23 protein-coding genes are annotated in these 21,354 nt (G+C 67.9%); 11 read left to right on the top strand and 12 right to left on the bottom strand.

Translation table 11 applies throughout. The annotated features are described in order from the left end of the window. Positions 1 to 245: 245 nt before the first annotated feature. The 5 genes from JLK41_RS05550 to JLK41_RS05570 all read right to left on the bottom strand — a co-directional run bounded on the left by JLK41_RS05550 (position 246) and on the right by JLK41_RS05570 (position 2,870). Complete coding sequence (locus JLK41_RS05550; protein ID WP_037046949.1) at positions 246 to 473, bottom strand: DUF2790 domain-containing protein; 228 nt, start codon at positions 471 to 473, stop codon at positions 246 to 248. 109 nt (positions 474 to 582) lie between these two features. After that, positions 583 to 768 carry a hypothetical protein gene (locus tag JLK41_RS05555; protein ID WP_037046951.1) on the bottom strand — a complete coding sequence of 62 codons (186 nt, stop codon included), beginning with the start codon at positions 766 to 768 and terminating at the stop codon, positions 583 to 585. An 89-nt stretch (positions 769 to 857) separates the two neighbouring features. Next, entirely contained in the window at positions 858 to 1,814 is a 957-nt protein-coding gene (locus tag JLK41_RS05560) for a LysR family transcriptional regulator (protein WP_037046953.1), read from the bottom strand. A gap of 40 nt (positions 1,815 to 1,854) precedes the next feature. Continuing rightward, positions 1,855 to 2,457, bottom strand: coding sequence for a LysE/ArgO family amino acid transporter (locus tag JLK41_RS05565; protein WP_134677732.1), 603 nt, complete (start codon positions 2,455 to 2,457; stop codon positions 1,855 to 1,857). Next, complete coding sequence (locus JLK41_RS05570; RefSeq protein WP_047587431.1) at positions 2,457 to 2,870, bottom strand: ACT domain-containing protein; 414 nt, start codon at positions 2,868 to 2,870, stop codon at positions 2,457 to 2,459. Before JLK41_RS05570 ends, JLK41_RS05565 begins: the two co-directional genes overlap by 1 nt. A 93-nt stretch (positions 2,871 to 2,963) precedes the next feature. Between JLK41_RS05570 and JLK41_RS05575 the strand changes: the two genes are divergently transcribed. Then, positions 2,964 to 3,863 (top strand): LysR family transcriptional regulator ArgP, encoded by a 900-nt coding sequence (locus tag JLK41_RS05575; protein ID WP_037046962.1) that lies wholly within the window; start codon positions 2,964 to 2,966, stop codon positions 3,861 to 3,863. Between the two features lie 105 nt (positions 3,864 to 3,968). Then, the gene (locus JLK41_RS05580; RefSeq protein ID WP_210390528.1) at positions 3,969 to 4,967 is read left to right on the top strand and encodes an NAD-dependent epimerase/dehydratase family protein; all 999 of its coding nucleotides are present in this window, start codon (positions 3,969 to 3,971) and stop codon (positions 4,965 to 4,967) included. On the opposite strand, the gene JLK41_RS05585 is transcribed toward JLK41_RS05580, so the two are convergent. Beyond that, positions 4,958 to 5,245 carry a hypothetical protein gene (locus JLK41_RS05585; RefSeq protein ID WP_210390529.1) on the bottom strand — a complete coding sequence of 96 codons (288 nt, stop codon included), beginning with the start codon at positions 5,243 to 5,245 and terminating at the stop codon, positions 4,958 to 4,960. The genes JLK41_RS05580 and JLK41_RS05585 overlap by 10 nt on opposite strands. Positions 5,246 to 5,747: 502 nt before the next feature. Between JLK41_RS05585 and JLK41_RS05590 the strand changes: the two genes are divergently transcribed. After that, positions 5,748 to 6,596 (top strand): ATPase, encoded by an 849-nt coding sequence (locus tag JLK41_RS05590; protein ID WP_210390530.1) that lies wholly within the window; start codon positions 5,748 to 5,750, stop codon positions 6,594 to 6,596. Between the two features lie 105 nt (positions 6,597 to 6,701). Here the strand turns inward: JLK41_RS05590 and JLK41_RS05595 are convergent, their stop codons facing one another. Both JLK41_RS05595 and JLK41_RS05600 read right to left on the bottom strand, forming a co-directional pair. Next, positions 6,702 to 7,751, bottom strand: coding sequence for an alkene reductase (locus tag JLK41_RS05595; RefSeq protein WP_037046977.1), 1,050 nt, complete (start codon positions 7,749 to 7,751; stop codon positions 6,702 to 6,704). Between the two features lie 16 nt (positions 7,752 to 7,767). Then, positions 7,768 to 8,070 carry an ArsR/SmtB family transcription factor gene (locus JLK41_RS05600; protein WP_037047412.1) on the bottom strand — a complete coding sequence of 101 codons (303 nt, stop codon included), beginning with the start codon at positions 8,068 to 8,070 and terminating at the stop codon, positions 7,768 to 7,770. 126 nt (positions 8,071 to 8,196) lie between these two features. Between JLK41_RS05600 and JLK41_RS05605 the strand changes: the two genes are divergently transcribed. Then, the gene (locus tag JLK41_RS05605) at positions 8,197 to 8,781 is read left to right on the top strand and encodes an acyl carrier protein phosphodiesterase (RefSeq protein ID WP_037046980.1); all 585 of its coding nucleotides are present in this window, start codon (positions 8,197 to 8,199) and stop codon (positions 8,779 to 8,781) included. 60 nt (positions 8,782 to 8,841) lie between these two features. On the opposite strand, the gene JLK41_RS05610 is transcribed toward JLK41_RS05605, so the two are convergent. Continuing rightward, positions 8,842 to 11,559 carry a cation-transporting P-type ATPase gene (locus tag JLK41_RS05610; RefSeq protein WP_210390531.1) on the bottom strand — a complete coding sequence of 906 codons (2,718 nt, stop codon included), beginning with the start codon at positions 11,557 to 11,559 and terminating at the stop codon, positions 8,842 to 8,844. 175 nt (positions 11,560 to 11,734) lie between these two features. On the opposite strand from JLK41_RS05610, the gene JLK41_RS05615 reads away from it, so the two are divergent. Continuing rightward, positions 11,735 to 12,583, top strand: a complete 849-nt coding sequence (locus tag JLK41_RS05615) for a universal stress protein (RefSeq protein ID WP_037046986.1) — start codon at positions 11,735 to 11,737, stop codon at positions 12,581 to 12,583. 10 nt (positions 12,584 to 12,593) lie between these two features. Here the strand turns inward: JLK41_RS05615 and JLK41_RS05620 are convergent, their stop codons facing one another. Both JLK41_RS05620 and olsB read right to left on the bottom strand, forming a co-directional pair. Then, complete coding sequence (locus tag JLK41_RS05620) at positions 12,594 to 13,367, bottom strand: lysophospholipid acyltransferase family protein (RefSeq protein WP_134677725.1); 774 nt, start codon at positions 13,365 to 13,367, stop codon at positions 12,594 to 12,596. Between the two features lie 116 nt (positions 13,368 to 13,483). After that, on the bottom strand, positions 13,484 to 14,215 hold the full coding sequence (olsB, locus tag JLK41_RS05625) for an L-ornithine N(alpha)-acyltransferase (RefSeq protein ID WP_037046991.1): 732 nt from the start codon (positions 14,213 to 14,215) through the stop codon (positions 13,484 to 13,486). A 146-nt stretch (positions 14,216 to 14,361) separates the two neighbouring features. On the opposite strand from olsB, the gene JLK41_RS05630 reads away from it, so the two are divergent. From JLK41_RS05630 to JLK41_RS05650, 5 genes are all read left to right on the top strand, one after another. Beyond that, entirely contained in the window at positions 14,362 to 15,252 is an 891-nt protein-coding gene (locus JLK41_RS05630; RefSeq protein ID WP_037046993.1) for an acyl-CoA dehydrogenase middle domain-containing protein, read from the top strand. Between the two features lie 66 nt (positions 15,253 to 15,318). Then, positions 15,319 to 16,104: an oxygen-binding di-iron domain-containing protein gene (locus JLK41_RS05635; RefSeq protein ID WP_037046995.1), complete on the top strand. Its 786-nt coding sequence runs from the start codon at positions 15,319 to 15,321 to the stop codon at positions 16,102 to 16,104. A gap of 84 nt (positions 16,105 to 16,188) precedes the next feature. Further along, entirely contained in the window at positions 16,189 to 17,307 is a 1,119-nt protein-coding gene (locus JLK41_RS05640) for a serine hydrolase domain-containing protein (RefSeq protein ID WP_210390532.1), read from the top strand. Next, a complete protein-coding gene (locus tag JLK41_RS05645; protein ID WP_037046999.1) occupies positions 17,304 to 17,624 on the top strand; it encodes a hypothetical protein in 321 nt (106 codons plus the stop codon). The genes JLK41_RS05640 and JLK41_RS05645 overlap by 4 nt, the downstream gene beginning before the upstream one ends. Positions 17,625 to 17,870: 246 nt before the next feature. Then, the gene (locus JLK41_RS05650) at positions 17,871 to 19,025 is read left to right on the top strand and encodes a phospholipase D-like domain-containing protein (RefSeq protein WP_244976476.1); all 1,155 of its coding nucleotides are present in this window, start codon (positions 17,871 to 17,873) and stop codon (positions 19,023 to 19,025) included. A 6-nt stretch (positions 19,026 to 19,031) separates the two neighbouring features. Here JLK41_RS05650 and JLK41_RS05655 read toward each other — a convergent pair whose 3' ends face one another. After that, positions 19,032 to 19,313, bottom strand: a complete 282-nt coding sequence (locus JLK41_RS05655) for a hypothetical protein (RefSeq protein ID WP_037047003.1) — start codon at positions 19,311 to 19,313, stop codon at positions 19,032 to 19,034. 240 nt (positions 19,314 to 19,553) lie between these two features. Between JLK41_RS05655 and JLK41_RS05660 the strand changes: the two genes are divergently transcribed. Beyond that, positions 19,554 to 21,347 carry a DUF1302 domain-containing protein gene (locus JLK41_RS05660; RefSeq protein WP_037047005.1) on the top strand — a complete coding sequence of 598 codons (1,794 nt, stop codon included), beginning with the start codon at positions 19,554 to 19,556 and terminating at the stop codon, positions 21,345 to 21,347. The last annotated feature ends 7 nt before the right edge of the window (positions 21,348 to 21,354 follow it).

Consider the following 21,354-nt stretch of genomic DNA (forward strand, 5'->3'; position numbering starts at 1 on the left):
GGTGCAACCAATAAATGCTCCGCGGCGACGAACGTCAGGGCCCGCTGCTCTTGCACCTCAAGGGTGCACGCAGCGACGCGCCCTGAGTCGTGGCCTGGCAGCCGGGCGAGCGCGGGTCGGCCTGCTTCAGGTGCAACCAGGGTTGTACCCGTTCGGCAGGGCTGCCGTTCTTTCAGGGTAGACCGCGCTGATGAGTTTGCCGGGGCGGGGTGACGGGCTGCGTGTGCCCGTTGCGGGAGGGAGGGTCAGCCGTTGCAGTTTTCACCGATGCGCTGATAGATCAGCGTGTGTCGCTCGCCCTGGGAGTCCAGGTAGACCAGGCGGGCTTCGCCGACGTCGCAACCCTGGGGCAGGGTCTGGCTGATGATCCGGGCGATATCCAGTTGCATGCCGTAGTGATAGTGCTCGGCCGTTTCGGCCTGGGCCAGGTCGATGCTGCAACCCAGCGCCAGCAGGCAGGCGATCGCTTTCATGATGACCTCGATAGGGTACTGAAGGTGGTGCTAAAGAGGGCCGGCGTGCCGGCCCGAGGGGCGCTGGCCAGGAGCAGGGGAGGAGGCCAGCGCCAGGAGGGTTGGGACTTCAGCCCTGCTGGTCGGCCTGCTGCGCGTGGGTCGATTGCGCGTGGCGCTCGGCATTCGCCTCGTGCTGCTGTTGCAGTTGCGCCTGTTGGTGAGCGATGAAGGCGGGCGACTCTTCGGCCAGGCAGGTCTGGGCGGCGAGCAGGGTGCTGAGGGAGAGGGCGGCGGCAGTCATAAGGTTTTTCATGGGGTGATCCTCGTGGGATTCTTCGTGGGTTCGAAGTCATCCTAATGAGGCGTGCACAGGCGAAAAAGCGCGTTCCGGGTGAATGACCCTTACCCCTTGCGCAACAATTTCTCCGCCGTCGCCCAGTGCTGCGGATCGTCCAGTATGGCCTCGTCGCCCTGCAGCAGAGGCGGCAGTTCGGCCTTGAGGAATTCGACCCAGGTGCGGGTCTTGGCATCCAGGAAGCGCCGCGACGGATAGATCGCGTAGATGTTCAGCGCGCGCAGGCGGTGTTGCGGGAGGATGCGCAGCAGGCGTCCCTCGCGCAGCGGCTGGCTGGCCACGAAGGACGGCAACAGGCAGAAACCCATGCCGGCCTGGGCGGCCTTGACCAGTGCCTCGGCGACGTTGACCTGAAAGCATTCGCTCGGCAGGGCCTCCAGCTGTTCGTCACCGAAATCCCACTGACCGCGATACAGCGGGTCGGTCAGGCGCAGGTGACGGTGCCGTTGCAGGTCCTGCGGCTGCTCGGGGATGCCGTACTGGGCCAGGTAGCTGGGGGCTGCGCAGATCACGCTGTGGATCGCCCCGAGGTGCTGCGCGACCAGTTGCGAGTCCGGCAGGTCACGGGCGAAGGCGATGGTCACGTCGTGGCCGTCTTCGAGCAGGTCGGGGGTGCGCTGGGCCAGGGTCAGCTCCACCACGACCTGGGGGTGGTGTTCGGCGTAGCGGGCGATCAGCGGGGTGACGTGCTGCAGGCCGAGGCCGGTCATGGTGTGCACGCGCAGGCGACCGCTGGGGGTCTGATGAGCGCCGCGGGCTTCGGCGTCGGCCTCGTCGACCTGCTCGAGGATCTGCCGGCAGCGCTCCAGGTAGCGTTCGCCGGTTTCGGTCAGGGCCAGGCGCCGCGTGGTGCGCTGCAACAGGCGCGCCTGCAGGTGCTGCTCCAGGTCGGCGATCAGCCGTGACACCTGTGCCGTGGACAGGTCGAGTGCCTGCGCCGCGGCGGTGAAGCTGCCGCGTTCGACCACCTGAACGAACACGCGCATGCCATGCAAGGTATCCATTGTTGCTCCTGGCGTAATGAGCCAGGGGCATTATGCGCGATTACAGCGCGCCGAGGATCAGTTGTGCCGCCACCGCGAACATCATCGCCGCGACCCCCAGGTCGATCAGGCGCCAGGTCAGCGGGCGGGCCAGCCAGGGGGCGAGCCACGCCGCGCCGAGCGCCAGCGCGCTGAACCACAGCAGCGAGGCACTGGCGGCGCCGGCTGCATAGGCGCCAGGCTGGGGCTGCTGGGCGCCCAGCGAACCGATCAGCAGCACCGTGTCGAGGTAGACGTGCGGGTTGAGCAGGGTGACCGCCAGCGCCGCGAGCATCACCGCGCGCAACGAGCGCGGCTCGCTGCCGCTGGCCTGCAGCGCCTGCGGTCGTACGGCGCGCAGCAGCGCCTGGCTGGCGTACCAGATCAGGAAGGCCGCACCGCCCCAGCGGGCGATGGCCAGCAGCGTCGGGCTCTGTGCCAGCAGGGTGGCCAGGCCGAAGACCCCGGCCGCGACCAGCAGCGCATCGCAGAGGATGCACAGGGCCGCCACCGGCAGGTGATGCTCGCGGCGCAGGCTCTGCGCCAGGACGAAGGCGTTCTGCGCGCCGATGGCCATGATCAGACCGATGGCGACCAGCAGGCCGTTGCTATAGCTCTGCCACATCAGGCGGATTCCGGCAGGGAGGACGCCGCCAGGGCGCGCAGGGTGGACAGTGCCCGTTCGGCGCGTTCGCTGGGCACGAAGAGGTGGTCGTGGTGAAAGCCGGCGACCACGTTGCAACTGATGCCGGCCTGCGCCAGGGCGGCGGAGAAGGATGCGGTCAGGCCCACCGCCGCCAGCGACGAATGCACTTGCAGGGTGATCCAGGCCGCGACGTAGTCGTAGCTCAGGCCGTGGGCATCGGCGCTTTCCCGTGGCAGCACCAGGGTCAGGCCTTCGGCTTCCTGCACGCTGGCCAGCGGGCGCAGGGCGCTGCAGTCGTGATCGGCGGCGACGCAGCAGAATACGTACTGACCGGGGTTGAGGTGCGGCGTCATGCTCTGCAGCAGTCGCGCGAGGTTGGTTTCGCCGGACATGGCGGGCTCCTGATCGAGTGAATGCTGGCGATTCTGCTGAGCCTGGATGTATAAGAGAAACAAATATTACTGATCAGGCATTAGGAAAATCGATTGTTCGATTACAAACTTCTGGCGGCCCTGGCCGCAGTGGTGGAGCAGGCCGGTTTCGAGCGCGCCGCGCAGGTGCTGGGGCTGTCGCAGTCGGCCGTGTCGCAGCGCATCAAGCTGCTCGAGGCGCGGGTCGGCCAGCCGGTGCTGGTGCGCGCGCTGCCGCCTGCGCCCACCGAGATCGGCCGCCGTCTGCTCAACCACGTGCAGCAGGTGCGCCTGCTCGAACGCGACCTGCAGGGCCAGGTCCCCGGGCTGGACGAGCAGAGCGCTCCCGAGCGCCTGCGGATCGCCATCAACGCCGACAGCCTGGCCACCTGGTGGGCGGCGGCCACCACCGAGTTCTGCGCCAGCCAGCGGGTGCTGATGGACCTGGTGGTGGAGGACCAGGACGTCGGCCTCAAGCGCATGCGTGCCGGCGAGGTGGCCGGTTGCGTGTGCGCCGCCGAACGTCCCGTGGCCGGGGCGCGCAGCCTGGCCCTCGGGGCGATGCGCTACCGTGCCCTGGCCAGCCCGGCGTTCATCTCCCGGCATTTCTCCTCGGGCGTCAGCCCAGCTGCGCTGGCCCGCGCACCGGCTATCGTCTATGGGCCGGACGACCAGTTGCAGCATCGCTACCTGGCCGAGCTGGGCGTCAGCGGTGCGTTCGCCTATCACCTGTGTCCGTCCTCGGAGGGGTTCGTGCGCATGGCCGAGGCCGGCCTGGGCTGGGGCCTGGTGCCGCAGTTGCAGGTACGCGAGGAGCTGGCCAGCGGCAGGCTGGTGGACCTGTTGCCCGAGCGCTGCATCGATGTGCCGCTGTACTGGCATCACTGGCGCAACGGTGGCGAGCTCCTGGCCGGGCTCACGCAACAGCTGCAGCGTGCGGCGGCCACCGTGCTGGTGACGCCGGCCGGGCGTTGACGCCGTGCGCGGCCTGGCAGGTCGCTGTTCTGGCCGCCTGCGACAGGGCGACGCCGGGTTGGCGCTGCTAGAGTGCGGCAAACACAAGAACGACAGGGGGATGCGATGAGGATTCTGGTCACCGGCGCGAGCGGTTTCATCGGTGGGCGTTTCGCTCGTTTCGCGCTCGAACAGGGCCTGACGGTGCGGGTCAACGGCCGGCGTGCGGATGGCGTGCAGCACCTGATCAAGCGTGGCGCCGAGTTCGTCCAGGGCGACCTGGGCGATGCCGAGCTGGCGCGGACATTGTGTCGGGATGTCGAGGCGGTGGTGCACTGTGCGGGCGCGGTGGGCGTCTGGGGCGACTATGCGCACTTTCACCAGGCCAACGTGACGGTGACCGAGAACGTCATCGAGGCCTGCCTCAAGCAGAAGGTACGGCGCCTGGTGCACCTGTCCTCACCGTCGATCTACTTCGACGGGCGCGCCCACGTCGATATCCGCGAAGAGCAGGTGCCCAAGCGTTTTTCCGATCATTACGGCAAGACCAAGTACCTGGCCGAGCAGCAGGTGTTCGGCGCCCAGGAATTCGGCCTGGAGGTGATCGCCCTGCGCCCGCGCTTCGTCACCGGCGCCGGTGACACCAGCATCTTCCCGCGACTGATCGGCATGCAGCGCAAGGGCCGTCTGGCGATCATCGGCAATGGCCTGAACAAGGTCGACTTCACCAGCGTGCACAACCTCAACGCAGCCTTGCTCAGCGCGCTGCAGGTCAGCGGCCCGGCGCTGGGGCAGGTTTACAACATCAGCAACGGTACGCCGGTGCCGCTGTGGGACGTGGTCAACTACGTGCTGCGCCGGCTGGAGCTGCCGCCGGTCACGCGGCACATGCCGTTCGCCCTGGCCCATGCCGCCGCCTCGCTCAACGAGGGTATTTGCCGGATACTGCCGGGCCGGCCCGAGCCGGGCCTGTTTCGTCTCGGCGTGGCGGTGATGGCCAGGGACTTCTCGCTGAACATCGATCGCGCACGTGAGTTCCTCGACTACCAGCCGACGGCGAGCCTGTGGGATGCGCTGGATGAGTTCTGCACCTGGTGGCAGGTGCAGTGTGGCGATCAGGCGTAGATGCGCTGGCCGCGGTAGATGCGCACGGAGCCGGTCGCTTCGCTGACCGGCACTTCGACGGTGGCCAGCGGGGTGACGGTGGCCCGCCGTGGCTGATCGGACAGCTCGGCCAGGCGCTGGCCCAGGCGGCGGGTTTCCTCGTCGTTGGACTGCAGGCTGCCGTCGAGCATGGCGCTGATGACATCGCTCTGGCTCAGGCGGATGTCGACCGCCAGCTCGTCGCGCAGTCGGCGACGCAGTGTCTTCATGCAGTCCAGTACTTCTTTGTTCAGTTCCATTGCCACTTCCCCCGGTTGGTTGAAGGATCACGGTCTGCGGCGTCCGTCGCCATCCGTGATCGCGCCAGCCCTCGTCCTCTGGCTGGGACACTGCGTCGAGTCCGTTCGCGGTCGATCGAGCGTGGGCGTTGCCGCGTTGCAAACAGGCTGGAACGTCAGGCTGCCGTCACTGTTGGTGAACGGCGCCAGCTCATCTGTCTGCGCCTTGCATCGCTCTGGCTCGCCAGAACCTGGAACCGACTCCTTTTCGTGCTTTGCAGAACTTTCAGGCCGCCTGCTGGCTTGTGAGCGACACCGGGTCGGCGTGCCCACGACAACTGGAAAAGCAAAGTGCGTACCAGTTCAAATTTCGCGGAACTGCTGGGCCGTGGCCGGGTCGATGGCCCTGTCGCGCCCTTCGTCGGTGCGCCGCGCACCTCCCTGGCGCGGCGCTGATGCGCCAGTGGCGAATCGGTATACTGCGCGGCAGTTTCGTTCACCCCTTTCCCCCATAGGTTTGACCATGCGCAACGACGCCAACGACGAGCTCGACAACCTGCCCAGCCTGACCCCCGAGCGCCGCGAGGATTACGCCGACCTGCATGACGAACCCGCGCCGCGCAGCCCCCGCCCCAGCAGCGCCAAGGCGCCGGTGGTGAAGGGCGCCAGCACCGGGCCGCTGTGGGCACTGGTCGGTGCGCTGAGCTTCGCCCTGGCCGGGCTGGGCTGGTGGAGCCTGCAGCAGATCGGCCTGATGGAGCAGCGCCTGGTGGCGACCCAGGAAAGCTTCGCGCGCATCAGCGAGGAAGCTGCCGGACGCATCCAGGACATTTCCGGCAAGGTGGTGGCCACCGAGTCCAGCGTCACCAGCGGCAGCGAGGCGCTCAAGTTGCAGGTCAAGCAACTGGAAAACCGCCTGGCCGAACTGGCCAAGCAACAGCAGCAGGGCGCGACGGCACAGGTCGCGCTGGACAAGCGCGTCGAGCAACTGGGCAGCGAGCTGAAGAGCGGCATTGGCGCCAGTGCCGAGCTCGACAAGCGGGTGCAGGCGCTGGCCAGCGAGCAGGCGGCACTGAAGGCGGCGCAGGGCGATGCCAAGGCGACGCAGGCGGCGCTGGACAAGCTCGACAGCCGTATCAAGAGCCTCGCTGGCGACGTTCAGACGCTGCAGAAGCAGGGTGACCCGAGCCAGGCCATTCGCAGCCTGGAGCAGGACCTGCTGGTACTGCGCAGCGAGCTGGACAATCGTCCGGCTGCCAGCGCCGGCCCGAACACCGCCGAGTTCGATGCTTTCCGCGCGCAGATGACGCGCAACATCAATACGCTGCAGAGCCAGATGGTCAACCTGCAGCAGCAGATCGATCGGCGCTGAGGCTACGCCGGATGAACGAACGCCCCGCATTGCGGGGCGTTTTTCTTGGTCGCGGGCCAGGCCCCTGCCACAGGTGTCACGCCGTGGGAGGGGCCTGGCTGGCGATTACAGGCGCGGGTAGTCGATGTAGCCGACCGGGCCGGAGCCGTAGAAGGTGTCCGGGTGCGGCTCGTTGAGGGCGGCATCCTGCTCCAGGCGTGCCGGCAGGTCCGGGTTGGCGATGAACGGCACACCGAAGGCCACCGCGTCGGCCTTGCCGTCGGCCAGCCAGGCGTTGGCCTGGTCCTTGGTGAAGCGCTCGTTGGCGATGAACACGCCGCCGAATGCCTGCTTCAGCTGCGGCGTCAGGCTGTCGTCGTCTTCCTTCTCGCGGGCGCAGATGAAGGCGATGCCGCGCTTGCCCAGCTCACGGGCGACATAACCGAAGGTCTCGGCGCGGTTCGCGTCGCCCATGTCGTGGGCGTCGGCACGCGGCGCCAGGTGCACGCCGACGCGGCCTGCACCCCAGACGGAGATGGCGGCGTCGGTCACTTCCAGCAGCAGACGGGCACGGTTTTCCAGGCTGCCGCCATAGCGGTCGGTACGCTGGTTGGTGCTGCTCTGCAGGAACTGGTCGAGCAGATAACCATTGGCGCCGTGGATTTCCACGCCGTCGAAGCCGGCAGCCATGGCGTTCTCGGCACCCTGACGGTAGGCCTCGACGATATCGGCGATCTCTTCGGTTTCCAGGGCACGCGGGGTGACGAAGTTCTTCAGCGGACGCACCAGGCTGACGTGGCCCGCCGGCTGGATGGCGCTCGGCGCTACCGGCAGCTCGCCATCGAGGTAGATCGGGTCGGAGATGCGACCCACGTGCCACAGCTGCAGCACGATCTTGCCGCCGTTGGCGTGCACGGCGTGGGTGATGTTGCTCCAGCCACGGATCTGCTCGTCGGACCAGATGCCGGGGGTGTTCGGGTAGCCGACGCCCATCGGCGTGACGGCGGTGGCTTCGCTGATGATCAGGCCGGCCGAGGCACGCTGCACGTAGTACTCGGCCATCAGCGCGTTGGGGACGCGGCCTTCGTCGGCGCGGCAGCGGGTCAGGGGGGCCATGATGATGCGGTTGGCCAGTTGCAGATCACCGATCTGGATAGGGTCGAACAGAGTGGGCATGGTGTTACCTCCGGGTTCAGAGTTGTTGGCCGAGACGCTCGACGAAGGCCTGGATCAGCTCGTCGTTGCGTTTGAAGAAGTGCCACTGGCCGACCTTGCGGCTGGTCACCAGACCGGCGCGTTGCAGGGTGGTCAGATGGGCGGAGACGGTGGATTGCGACAGCCCCGTGCGCAGGAAGATCTTGCCGGCGCACACGCCGATTTCCAGCGGGTGCTCCTGCTCGGGGAAGTGGCGCTCGGGCTCCTTCAGCCAGTCGAGAATGTCGCGGCGTACGGGGTGGGCGAGGGCCTTGATGATGGCGTCGAGGTCGATGTCCATGGCGCTGTCGGTGTGTATCGTCATGTGGCGAACCTTATATCGCTTCGAGTCGATATACAGATCGATTGTCCCGATAGTCGCCATCGACGGCTTCGATTGTCCGGCGTCTGGCGCTAAGCTCGTGGCATGAACTATCTGGCTCATCTGCACCTGGGTGGCGACACGCGAGCGCAACTGCTCGGCAGCCTGTATGGCGACTTCGTCAAAGGGCCGCTGAACGGCCAGTGGCCCGCCGATATCGAAGCCGCCATCCGCCTGCATCGGCGTATCGATGCGTTCACCGACAGCCATCCGCTGCAGGCGCGCGCACGGGCGCGCTTCCCGCTCGAGCGACGGCGCATGGCGGGCATGCTGCTGGACCTGTTCTTCGACCACTGCCTGGCGCGCGACTGGCAGGACTACGCCGAACAGCCGCTGCAGCAGTTCACCGGGCAGGTGTACCGGGTACTGGCCGCCGAGCCGGCGCTGCCGGGACGTCTGGCGCTGATGGCGCCGCGCATGGCGGCGCAGGACTGGCTCGGCAGCTATCGCGAGTTCGCCGTGCTCGAGCAGGTGATTGCCGGCATGCAGCGGCGTCTTTCACGACCGCAGTTGCTCGACGGCAGCCTGGTCGAGCTGGAGCGGCTGTACGTGCCGCTCAGCGACGACTTTCGTGCCTTCTACCCCGAGCTGATGGCCTTTGCCGAGGCCGAGCTGAACGCTGTGCGCTAGCGTCGCCGCACAAGTGCCTCCCAGGCGGCCAGGCGCAGCGCTTGGCGATGCATCCGCCGCTCAGGTCGCCCGGGCATGCAGGCCGCAGCGCCGCACCAGGCATTTCTCCAGTTCCGCGACGACGAACAGCGTCACCCCGGCGAGCAGCACCCGCAGCCATTCGTCGGCACTCATGCTCTCGGAGCCGAACACGCCCTGCAGCGGCGGCGCGTAGGTGAACAGCAGTTGCAGCACCAGGCAGAGGGCGATGGTCAGCGGCACGGCCGGGTTGCCCAGCAGCCCCTCGCGGCTGAGCACCGGGCCAAGCAGGCTGCGGCTGTTGAACAGGTAGAAGATTTCGCACATCACCACGGCGTTGACCGCGATGGTGCGGGCACTTTCCACGCTATTGCCGAGTTCCAGCTCCCAGAGGAACAGGCCGATGCCGGCGCTGGCGATGAGCACCGAGACCATCAGCACGCGCCAGACGAAGAAGGCCGACAGCAGCGGCTCGTCGGGGGCGCGCGGGGCGCGCTGCATCAGCCCGCGCTCGCTGGGCTCGAAGGCCAGGGCCAGCCCCAGGGTGCAGGAGGTGACCATGTTGATCCACAGCACCTGGGCCGGGGTCAGCGGCAGCACGGCCTGGAACAGGATGGCGAAGATCACGATCAGCGCCTGGCCGCCGTTGGTCGGCAGGGCGAAGAGGATGAATTTCTTCAGGTTGTCGTAGATCGCCCGGCCTTCGCGCACGGCGCCGGCGATGGTGGCGAAGTTGTCGTCGGCGAGCACCACCTCGGCGGCCTCCTTGGCCGCCTCCGTACCCTTGTGGCCCATGGCGACGCCGACGTCGGCGCGTTTCAGCGCCGGGGCATCGTTGACGCCGTCACCGGTCATCGCCACCACCTCACCGCTGTCCTGCATGGCCTGTACCAGGCGCAGCTTGTGCTCGGGGCTGGCCCGGGCGAAGACTTCCACGCCGGGTAGCACCTCCCGCAGGCGGCGGTCGTCGAGCAGCTCCAGCTCGGCGCCGGTCATCGCCGGCAGGCCGATGCCGATGCCCAGCTGGGCGCCGATGGCGCGCGCGGTTTCGGCGTGGTCGCCGGTGATCATCTTCACCCGGATGCCGGCCTGCTGGCATTCGGCGACGGCGGCGATGGCTTCCTCTCGCGGCGGGTCGATGATGCCGACCAGCGCCAGCAGGGTCAGGCCCGTCTCCACGTCGCTGAAGTTCAGGGTGCGCTGGCTGGCCGCCGCCGGTTTGCTGGCCAGGGCCAGCAGGCGCAGGCCACGGGCGGCCAGATCGGTGGCCTGGCGTCGCCAGTAGTCGGCGTCCAGCGGGGCATCGCTGCCATCGGCCAGGCGCTGGCTGGCGCACATGTCCAGCAGGCGCTCGGGGGCGCCCTTGAGGTAGACCAGGCCCTGGCCGGCATGGTCGTGATGCAGGGTGGCCATGAAGCGATGCTCGGATTCGAACGGAATCGCATCGCTGCGTGGCAGTTGCGCCTGCAGCGCCTGGATGTCGAGGCCGCTTTTGAGCGCCAGGGTCAGCAACGCGCCTTCGGTGGGGTCGCCGTGCAGCCGCCAGTGGCCATGCGCGTCCTGCTGCAGGTGGGCGTCGTTGCACAGCTGCGCCGCACGCGCCGTTTCCAGCAGGGCGTGGTCGGGTTCCTGCAGCTGGCCGTCCAGATGGAAGGCGCCTTCCGGCGCATAGCCGACACCGCTGACGTCGAGGACACGCTCGGCACTGACCACGCGCTGCACGGTCATCTCGTTGCGGGTCAGGGTGCCGGTCTTGTCCGAGCAGATCACCGTCACCGAGCCCAGGGTCTCCACGGCCGGCAGGCGCCGCACGATGGCGTTCTGCCCGGCCATGCGCTGGACGCCGAGCGCGAGGATCACCGTCATGATGGCCGGCAGGCCCTCGGGGATCGCCGAGGCGGTCAGCGCCACCACCATCATGAACATGTCACCGGGGTTCTGCCCGTGCCAGAACGTGCCGAGGATGAAGGTGGCCAGGGCGAGGACCAGGATGATCACCGCCAGCCAGCGGCTGAACTGCTCGATCTGCCGCAGCAGCGGCGTGGACAGCGCCTGTACCTGTTGCAGCATGGCGCCGATGCGGCCCAGCTCGGTGTCCGCGCCGGTGGCGACCACCAGCCCGCTGGCCTGGCCGCTGCTGACCAGGGTGCCGGAGTAGGCCATGCAGCGGCGATCGCCCAGGGCGGCGTCCTGGCGGCAGTGCGCCACGGACTTTTCCACCGGTACCGATTCGCCGGTCAGCGCCGCTTCTTCCACCAGCAGGTTCTTCACGCTGAGCAGGCGCAGGTCGGCCGGCACCTTGTCGCCGGAGACCAGCAGCACCACGTCGCCGGGAACCAGCTGCTCGGCATCGATCTCGTGGCGCTCGCCGTCCCGGCGCACCATGGCGTGCGGCGAGAGCATGTCGCGGATGGCGTTCAGGGCATTCTCGGCCTTGCCCTCCTGGATGAAGCCGATGACCACGTTGATCAGCACCGCCGCCAGGATCACCGCCGTGTCGACCCAGTGGCCGAGCAGGGCGGCAATCAGCGCGGCGCCCAGCATCAGGTACAGCAGCACGTTGTGGAACTGGTAGAGCAGGCGCAGCAGCGGGCCGCGCTTCTGCGGGGGCGGCAGGCGGTTGGCGCCGTGCTGCTGCAGGCGCGCCCGGGCCTGCTCGCTGTCGAGCCCGCCCGGCGTGCTGTGCAGCGCATCGAGGGCCTGCTGTGCAGTCAATTCGTGCCAGGCGCGGTCACTATGTTCAGAGGGGCGGTTGCCCATGGGGCGTGTCTCCTGCGGTGGGCCGGGCGGTAGCTGGCTGGCGCATTCCTCGGCCGAGCGAATCGTCAGGGATACCCTAGTTGGCTTTACCGCCCCCGACCTGACTTGCATCAACGAGTGGCGGGTCAGGAGAGGCTTGAATGTAACTCGGTGTTAAACGCATGGAGGAAACGAGATGATCAAGATTCTGGTAGCGACCGACCTGTCCGAGCGCTCGGCGCATGCGGTGCAGCGCGCCGTGCAACTGATCCGTCAGCAGGGCGGTGGCGAGTGGTGCCTGCTGCATGTGATCGATGACGACGCGCCGGTCGAGATCGTCCAGCGCCAGGTGCAGCAGGCCGAGACCCTGTTGCAGAGCCAGGCGCAGCGACTGGCCGAGCAGGCGGGTTGCCGCCCGCAGGTGCTGGTCGGCACCGGCGAGCCGGACGTGGTCATCGTCGAGAGTGCCCAGGGCATGGGCGCCGACCTGCTGGTGGTGGGGGCGCATCGCAAATCACCGCTGCGTGATTTCTTCTCCGGCACCACGCTCGAGCGGGTGGTGCGCAGCAGCCATCTGCCGGTGCTGCGGGTCAACGGCCCGGTGACGCATGCATACCGCCATGCGGTGCTGGCGATGGACCACTCGCGGACCGCGCAACAGGCCCTGGTGCGCGCGCGTGAGCTGGGCCTGCTGGTGCCTGAGCAGCTGCATGTCGCCAGCGCGGTCGAGCCGGTGGCCGCCGGTGCGGTGATGGAGGTCGGGATCAGCGCCGAGGTGCTGGAGGACCAGCGGGACGTGCAGCGTCAGCAGGTGAGCGAGCGGCTGGCCGAAGTCGGGGTGAACCTCGATCACGAACGCCTGCTGGTACAGATCGGTTCGCCCGAGGGCGTGGTCGGCGACGCCCTGCGCCAGTCCGGCGGCGATCTGCTGGTGCTCGGCACGCATGCGCGCGAGGGCGTTTCGCGTTTCTTCCTGGGCAGCGTGGCCAACCGCCTGCTGGCGACGATCGACAGCGACGCGCTGATCGTTCCGCCAGCCGCCTGAGGGTGTCGGGTCAGGCCGCTTCGGCCTGACCCAGTGGCAGGTCCGCCTGCAGGGCGCTGGCGATGATCGCCTGGCTGTGGCGCGCCAGTTCGTTGCGGCTGCGCGCGGCACTGGGGATCGGCTCGAGGAGACGGATCTCGACTTCGCCCGCCGGGCTGGAAAGCAGGCGCAGCAGGTGCGAAAGCATGTCGTCGTCGCCGATGAACGGCGCCACCGGGCAGGGCTGGCCGGCGCGCAGGTAGCGGATCGCCACGGGCTGCAGGGCGACGCCGCTGTCGATGGCGCTGCTCAGCAGGCGGCCATGGAAGGTGCGCACGGCCAGGCCGTCGGTGGTGGTGCCCTCGGGGAATATCAGCAGGTTGTGACCCTGCTGCAGGTGACGACCGATCTGCTGGCCGATCAGGTTGCTGTCGCCCGAGCCGCGGCGGATGAACAGGGTGCCGGCCTTGTGCGCCAGCCAGCCGGCCACCGGCCAGGCACGCACTTCCGCCTTGGACAGGAAGGAAATCGGCTGCAGGGCGCCGAGCAGCGGGATATCGGTCCAGGACACGTGGTTGGCCACCCACAGCATCGGCTGCGCGGGCAGCTCGCCGGCGACCGTCACGCGAAAGGGCAGGGCGCCGCCCAGGCGCGCGAGAAACCAGCGGGTCAGGCGTTGCCGCAAGGGCATCAGGTCATGCCGGGCGACGCGCTCGCACAGGCTGACGACGCCGGCCAGCAGTGCACCGAAGGCGATCACCAGGGCCAGATGAAAGAGGCGCAGGGAAAGACGCAGTTTGGCCATCGAGGCCTCCGCTTGAAAACGAGTGCCGGCATTATCCACGGATGACGGCGTTTGGCGATGGCCGGCCGGATTGTCTGCCGGCGACGGCGGGCAGGGCGCGCCGCCGCCAGCGCGTTTCAGACCGCGGCCTTGAAGTGGCGGGCGTAGCGCGGGCACAGCTCGTCGCGCTTGAGCAGGATGAACACGTCGGCCACCTGGAAGTCGCGGTCCCAGCAGGGCTCGCCGCAGATCTTCGCGCCCAGGCGCATGTAAGCCTTGAGCAGCGGCGGCATCTCGGCGATGACGTTGCCCGGCAGGTCCAGCTGCGGCAGCGGGTGCTTGGGTTCGGCGCGCAGGTGCTCGGTGCACAGGTAGCGCTCGCGCAGGCGTTGCATGATCGCCTGCGCCTGGATGCCGCCGTCCTGCATGGGAATGCTGGCGCAGCCCATCAGGTAGCGGTAGCCGCCCTCGTTGAGGACCTCGGCCAGCTCGCCCCAGAGCACGGCGATGGTGGCGCCGTTGCGGTAGGCGCTGTCGACGCAGGTACGGCCGATCTCCAGTACCGGACCTTCCAGCCTGGTCAGGCCGTGCAGGGCGAATTCTTCCTCGCTGTAATAGCGGCCCAGGCCGGCAGCGGCCTGGTGATCGAGCAGGCGGGTGGTGGCCACCAGCTCGCCGCTCTGCATGTCGCGCACACCGATATGGCGGCAGTGAATGTCGTAGTCGTCCATGTCCAGACCCAGTTCGGCACCGTTGAGCTTGGCGTCGAATTCCGCGCTGAACACGCGGTAGCGCAAGGCCTGAGCTTCACGCAGGGCGGCGGGGCCTTGCAGGCGTTCGGCCTGCAGACGGCGAGCGGTTTGAGTCATGCCTGATCCTCCGTGTGCCGGCTGGCTACTTGCAGCCGGTCGATCTTGTTGGGCAAGCTCAGGCTAGGTCGGTGTGGTGTCATCACCGTGACGCTTTTTTGATGCTTATGTGACGGCGCCCGAGGCGCTGCCGAAGGAGATCTGCGATGCCCTGGTCGAGCCTGTTTCAGCCTGTCGAGCGTCTGTCTGCGGAGCAGGGCCTGGAGGACTGGTATGGCCGCTTGCTGGCCAGCCTGGGGGGGACGCCGGCACCGTTCGAGCTGGCGCTGGTCGGCGGCCTGCGCGCGGCCACGCCGGGCCTGGCCTTTCTTGCCGGCTACCAGGCGGCGCTGCGGGTGCTCTGGCCCGCGGCGCCGTGGACGGCCGGCGCCCTGTGCGTGACGGAGAACCGCAGCACCCGCCCGGCGGACATGAGCACGCGCATCTACGGCCTCTACGTCAGTGGCCGCAAGGACTTCGTCACCGCCGCCGAGTGCGCCGACTGGCTGCTGGTGGCCGCGCGCGAGGAGGCGGCGGACGAATCGCCGCGCCTGGCCCTCGGCGTGGTTCGCCAGGGCGCACCGGGTGTACGCATCGAAGCCTTGCCGGCGCTGCCGCTGATGCCCGACATCGGTCATGCCCGCCTGCACCTGGATCAGGCGCAGGGCGAGCGTCTGGCCGGCGATGGCTGGGACGACTACGTCAAACCCTTCCGCACCCTGGAGGATCTGCACGTGCTGACCGCCGTGGCCGCGTGGCTGTCCGGCGTGGGGCGTGAATGCGCCTGGCCCGAACCCCTGCTGCTGCGTCTGCAGGCCTTGCTGGCCGGTTGCGCCGAGGTGGCGCGGCAGGCGCCCAATGCGGCCACTACGCACCTGTTGCTGGCCGGCCTGTTCGCCGAGCAGCAGGCATTGGCCGGCGAACTGGATGCGGCGCTGGCCGCCGGCCCGGCGCACTGGGCCGGGCTGTGGCAGCGCGACCAGGGCCTGCTGCGCATTGCCGAGGCGGCGCGCAGCAAGCGCCTGGAGAAAGCGCGACGGATTGTCGCCGGCTGTTGATCCATATCAGTGCCGGCCCCTGGGCATGGGATTAATGTGGCCTCGCGTTTTTTCCGAGAGGTTTCCATGCGCCGCGAGCCCATCGTGCTGTTCGATAACGGCAGCCACCAATGCCTGATGTTCGATGACCTGGTCAGCGGCGAGGGCGTGCAATCCAACCAGTTCCTGATCACCGACAACGAGCAGTACCTGCTGCTCGATCCGGGCGGTGACCTGACGTACACCCCCTTGTCGCTGGAGCTGTCCAAGCACATCAGCGTGCAGGACCTGACCTACATCTTCGCCTCGCACCAGGACCCGGACATCATCGCGTCCCTGGACAAGTGGCTGCTGCACACCAGCGCACGGGTCATCTGCTCCAAGCTGTGGGCCCGCTTCCTGCCGCACCTGACGGCCAATTACCTGGCCCTGAGCCGTGGCATCAATACCTACGACCGCATCATCGCGTTGCCGGACCGTGGCCAGAGCATTCCGCTGGGCAAGTGCAAGCTCAAGGCGGTGCCCGCGCACTTCCTCCACTCGGTGGGCAACTTCCAGCTGTATGACCCGGTGAGCAAGATCCTCTTCTCCGGCGACATGGGCGCGTCGATGGTCGACGACGCCACGCCGGTGCGTGACTTCGTCAACCATGTGCCGAACATGGAGGGCTTCCACCGTCGCTACATGGCCGGCAACAAGGCCTGTCGCCTGTGGGCGGCGATGGTGCGCGAGATGGATGTGGCGATGATCGTGCCGCAGCACGGCCGGCCTTTCGTGGGGGCGGAGATGATCAGCGCCTTCCTCTACTGGATCGAGAACCTCGAGTGTGGCCTCGACCTGATGGGCCCCGAGGATTACTGCCTGCCCCGATGAGTACAGCAGATGGCGCAATAGGCGCTTCAAGCTGTCGTGGCCGGCATGCTAGGGTGCGCCTCGGTCATTAAACCGAGGCCCGCCATGTCGATCCGTTCTCTTCGCCGCCTGAGCCTGACGCTCGGCTTCAGCCTGCTTGCCGGCGCCGCCCACGCGGAAAACTGGCCGCAACCCGACTGGCAGGTGCAGTCTGCGGCGCAGACGCCAGCCCTCGCCGAGCTGGAGCGCTATGCCTTCCCCGAACGTGACGATGCCCAGCGCACGGGCATTCGTACCGACGCGCTGCTGGTGGTGCGCGATGGCCGCATCGTCTACGAGCGCTACGCCGAACCGACCACGGCGCAGACCGCGCACCTGAGCTGGTCGATGGCCAAGAGCGTCTTCGCCACCGTGCTCGGCGTGGCCTATGGCGAGGGACGTTTCAGGCTCGATGCAGCGGCCGCGCAGTACTACCCGGCGATGGCCGAGCACCCGCAGATCAAGATGGGACACCTGCTCAACTGGGCCTCGGGTCTGGACTGGCAGGAGGACTACGAATACGCGCCGCTGAAGTCGTCGGTGGTGGCCATGCTCTACACCCGGGGGCGTGGCGACATGGCTGCGTTCGCCGCTGCGCATGCGGCCGACGCCGCGCCCGGTACGCGCTTCCGCTATTCCAGCGGCGACAGCAATGTCCTGGCCGCCACCCTGCGCGGCATGCTCGGGCAGCAGGCCTACGCCGACTATCCCTGGACCGCGCTGTTCGAGCCGCTGGGCATCACCAGCGCGGCATGGGAACGCGATGCCAGCGGGACCTTCATCGCCTCGTCCTACGCCTACATGACCGCCCGTGACCTGGCGCGCATCGGCCTGCTCATGCAGCGCGGCGGGCGCTGGGGCGAGCGGCAGCTGCTGCCGTCGGCCTGGGTCGATTTCGTTTCCACGCCCTTCGCCGCCTACATGGCGCAGGGGGTCGCTCCGGGTGATGCCGTACCCGGCGGCCAGTGGTGGCTCAACCCCGAGCTGCCGGGCCGGCCGCGACCGTGGCCGGACGCACCGAGCGATACGCTCGCCGCTCTGGGACACTGGGGGCAGGGCCTGTACGTGCTGCCGAAGGAGAACCTGGTGGTGGTGCGCTATGCCGATGACCGCGACGGCAGCTTCCAGCACAACGAATTGCTCAAGCGCGTGCAGGCGGCCTTCGCCGCGGAGGTACAGCCATGATCCGTCGTCATCCGCTGCTCAGCGTGCTGGTCCTGCTGCTTCTCGTGCTGCTGGCCTGGGCCTGGGCGAATCGCCAGCATCTGGCGGCCTTCCCCGACATCATCGGCGCCTACACGGCCAAGGAGTACTGCTCCTGCCGTTACGTCAGCGGCAATCCGGCGGCCTATTGCGAAGGCTACGTGCAGCAGTACGTGCCGATCAGCAGTCTGCTCGACGACGAAGACGCCAGGCGCGTGACCGCCAGCGGCCTGGGGCGTACCCACAGCGCCGCGTGGCTGGGCGCGCGCCAGGGCTGCCAGCTGCTGCCCAACGAGTGACGCCTGACGCGGACTGACGGCGCGCTCCAGGGACTGCGCCAGCGGACGGCGAGGCGCGGGCGCGCGGGCTTTGCAAGGCGGCCCATGGCGGCTATCGTGGCCGACCGGTCATGCCGTTTTCCGAGCCCTCATGCGCCATTCGCCGTTCCCCTCATTGCCTGTCGTCACCGCCTGTAACGGGGCGCTGCGGGCGTTCCTCTTGCCACAGGGGCCAAGCATCCTGCCCTGCGGCCGGGGGCGCTGAGCGTGGCGTCGCGCGGCACCATCTACCCCTGGCGGGCGGGCAACCGTTTCGAACTGCTGCTCGATGGCGCGGTGTTCTTTCCGCGCATGCTGGCCGCGATCGCCGCGGCCGCGCAGCAGGTGGAGGTGGAGCTGTACCTGATCGAGGATGGCCAGTGCAGCGAGCGCCTGGTCGATGCGCTGTGCCGGGCCGCTGCCCGTGGCGTGCAGGTGCGTGGCCTGTTCGATGCCTACGGTGCGGCGGGGTTGTCCGCGCCGGCGCGTGAGCGCCTGCTGGCTGCCGGGGTGGCGCTGCGCTGGTACAACCCGCTGCGTTGGCGTCGTGGTGTGCGCAACTTTCATCGGGATCATCGCAAGCTGGTGCTGGTGGATGGCCGCCTGGCCTATGTCGGCGGCACGGGCGCCACCGACGAATTCTGGTTGCCCAGCGAGTCGCGCAGCCCCTGGCACGAAGCCATGGTGGAGATCGAAGGGCCGCTGGTGGGCGACTGGCAGCAGTTGTTCGAGCACCAGTGGCGGGCGCGCTTCGCCTGGCGTCCGCAGCACCAGCCGCTGGCGCTGAGCCTGCCGGACTGCCCGCCGGCGGGGCTCGGCCTGGGCCGCGTGGCCTACGCCGATGCCGCCCAGCACCGTGACATCCTGCTGTCCCTGCTACGGGCGCTGCGAGGGGCCCGCCAGCGCGTCTGGCTGGCCACGCCGTACTTCCTGCCCACCTGGAAGATTCGTCGAGCGCTGCGCCGTGCGGCGGCGCGCGGCGTCGAGGTGCGCCTGCTGCTGGCCGGCCGCCACACCGATCACCCGCCGGTGCGTTTCGCCGGCCAGCGCTACTACCCCAAGCTGCTCAAGGCAGGCGTGCGCATCTTCGAATACCAGCCCCGTTTCCTGCACCTGAAGATGGTCCTGGTGGACGACTGGGTCAGTGTCGGATCGTGCAACTTCGATCACTGGAACCTGCGTTTCAACCTCGACGCCAACGTCGAGGCACTCGATCCGGGCTTCACCCAGGCGGTGGCGGCGTGCTTCATCGAGGATTTTGCCGTCAGCCGCGAGATCACCCTCGACGACTGGCAGCAGAGGCCCTGGTGGCGTCGCGCCCAGCAACGCCTGTGGGGCTGGCTGGATCGGCTGGCGGTGAACCTGCTGGACCGCTGGCGCTGAAGCGCTTCAGCGCGTGCTGACGTTGCGCCCGAACACACCGAAGAACAGCAGGTGCAGGCCCACCGGCAGCAACAGCCAGCGATAGGGGGTATCGGCCTGCCACAGCTGGTACAGCGCGAGCGGATGGGCGAGCAGCAGCAGCCACCAGCTCAGCGTTGCCAGGTGCTTGAGCCAGGCCTGGCGCTGTTCGTTGCGAAAGTTGAGCAGGCCGAACGCGCCGGGCAGGAAGGCGAAGATCGCGCCCATGGCGAGGGCCAGCGAGGCGCAGAGTTTCAGCAGTATCTCCATGAATCGTGTCGCTCCCGTGATGCGTAGGTGCGCAGCATGCCTGCTCGGCCGCCCGGGGGAAAGTTCCCCGTCCCCTTGATGGTCCGTCATTCATCGCGCTTGGGTCACCGCGCACAGGCCCGTTGCAGGGCGCCATTCATCCTTTCGAGCGACAGATGAAATCCCTCCTTGGTGCGCTTAACCGGGTCGCGGTCGCTGCGTAGGGTTCCCTGCAGCTGTACCCCACTTCAGGAGACCCGCATGACAAGAACAACAGGGCCCGGACTATTCCAGCCGCACACCTTGGCTTTGGCCGTCGCCGTCGGTTTCGCCGCGCAGGCGCAGGCCGTCACCTTCAACATCGGCGAGATCGAAGGACAGTTCGACAGCTCGCTGTCGATCGGCGCCAGCTGGTCGATGCGCAGCCCGGACCGCGACCTGATCGGGCCGAACAACGGCGGTCAGGGGCAGGCGCAGACCGGCGACGACGGTCGCCTGAACTTCAAGAAGGGCGAGACCTTCTCGAAGATCTTCAAGGGCACCCATGACCTGGAGCTGCGCTATCGCGACACCGGCGTCTTCGTGCGTGGCAAGTACTGGTACGACTTCGAACTCAAGGACGAGAGCCGTCTGTTCAAGGACATCGACGAGCACAATCGCAAGGAAGGCGCCAAGTCCGCCGGCGCCGAGATTCTCGACGCCTTCGTCTACCACAACTACACGATCGGTGACCTGCCTGGCACCGTGCGGCTCGGCAAACAGGTGGTGAGCTGGGGTGAGAGCACCTTCATCGGCAACAGCATCAACTCGATCAACCCCATCGACGTGGCCGCCTTCCGCCGGCCGGGGGCCGAGCTCAAGGAAGGCCTGATCCCGGTCAACATGTTCTACCTGTCGCAGAGCCTGAGCGACCAGCTGAGCATGGAGGCGTTCTACCAGCTGGAGTGGGACCAGACGGTGATCGACAACTGCGGCACCTTCTTCTCCACCGCCGACGTCGCCGCCGACGGTTGCGACAGCGGCTATCACATCGGTTCGCCGGCCATCGCGCCGCTGCAACCGGTGGCAGCGGCCTTCGGCCAGGGTTTTCAGGTGGATTCCGAAGGGGTGATCCTGCCGCGTGCGGGAGATCGCGATGCGCGTGACAGCGGCCAGTGGGGCGTGGCCCTGCGCTGGCTGGGTGACGAGACCGAGTACGGCGCGTACTTCATGAACTATCACAGCCGCACACCCATCGTCGGCACGCAGAATGCCAGCCTGGCGACGCTGGCCGCGCTGCCCAACATCATCGCCACCGCCAATGGCATCTCTCCCGGTTCGGGGGCTGGTCTCGCGCAGAGCGTGATGCTGGGCAACGGCAAGTACTTCCTGGAGTACCCGGAAGACATTCGCCTCTACGGCCTGAGCTTCGCCACCACCCTGCCGACCGGCACCGCCTGGAGCGGCGAGGTCAGCTATCGGCCGAACATGCCGCTGCAGATCAACACCACCGACATGACCCTGAGCCTGCTCAACCCCATCGCGCCCGGCACCGCGCCGGTCTCGGCCGGGGCAGGGCAGGACAACATCGGTTACCGGCGCAAGGAGGTCACCCAGCTACAGACCACCTTCACCCACTTCTTCGATCAGGTGATGGGCGCCGGACGCTTCACCCTGGTGGGCGAGGTCGGCATGGCCCACGTCGGTGGTCTGGAGAGCCGCGAAGACCTGCGCTACGGGCGTGACTCGCTGTTCGGCGCCTACGGTTTCCGTGGCGACACCCATGGCTTCGTCACCCGCACCTCCTGGGGCTACCGCGTGCGCGGCATCTGGGAGTACAGCAACGCCATCGCCGGGGTGAACCTCAAGCCGAACATCTCCTGGTCGCACGACGTCGACGGCTACGGCCCCAACGGCCTGTTCAACGAGGGTGCCAAGGCCGTGAGCATCGGTATCGACGCCGACTACCGCAATACCTACACCGCCAGCCTGTCGTACACCGACTTCTTCGGCGGGGATTACAACGTCGCGGTGGACCGCGACTTCCTGGCGCTCAGCTTCGGCGTGAGCTTCTAGGCCATCA

Source organism: Ectopseudomonas khazarica, assembly GCF_017915135.1.
GTDB classification, from domain to species: Bacteria; Pseudomonadota; Gammaproteobacteria; order Pseudomonadales; family Pseudomonadaceae; genus Aquipseudomonas; species Aquipseudomonas khazarica.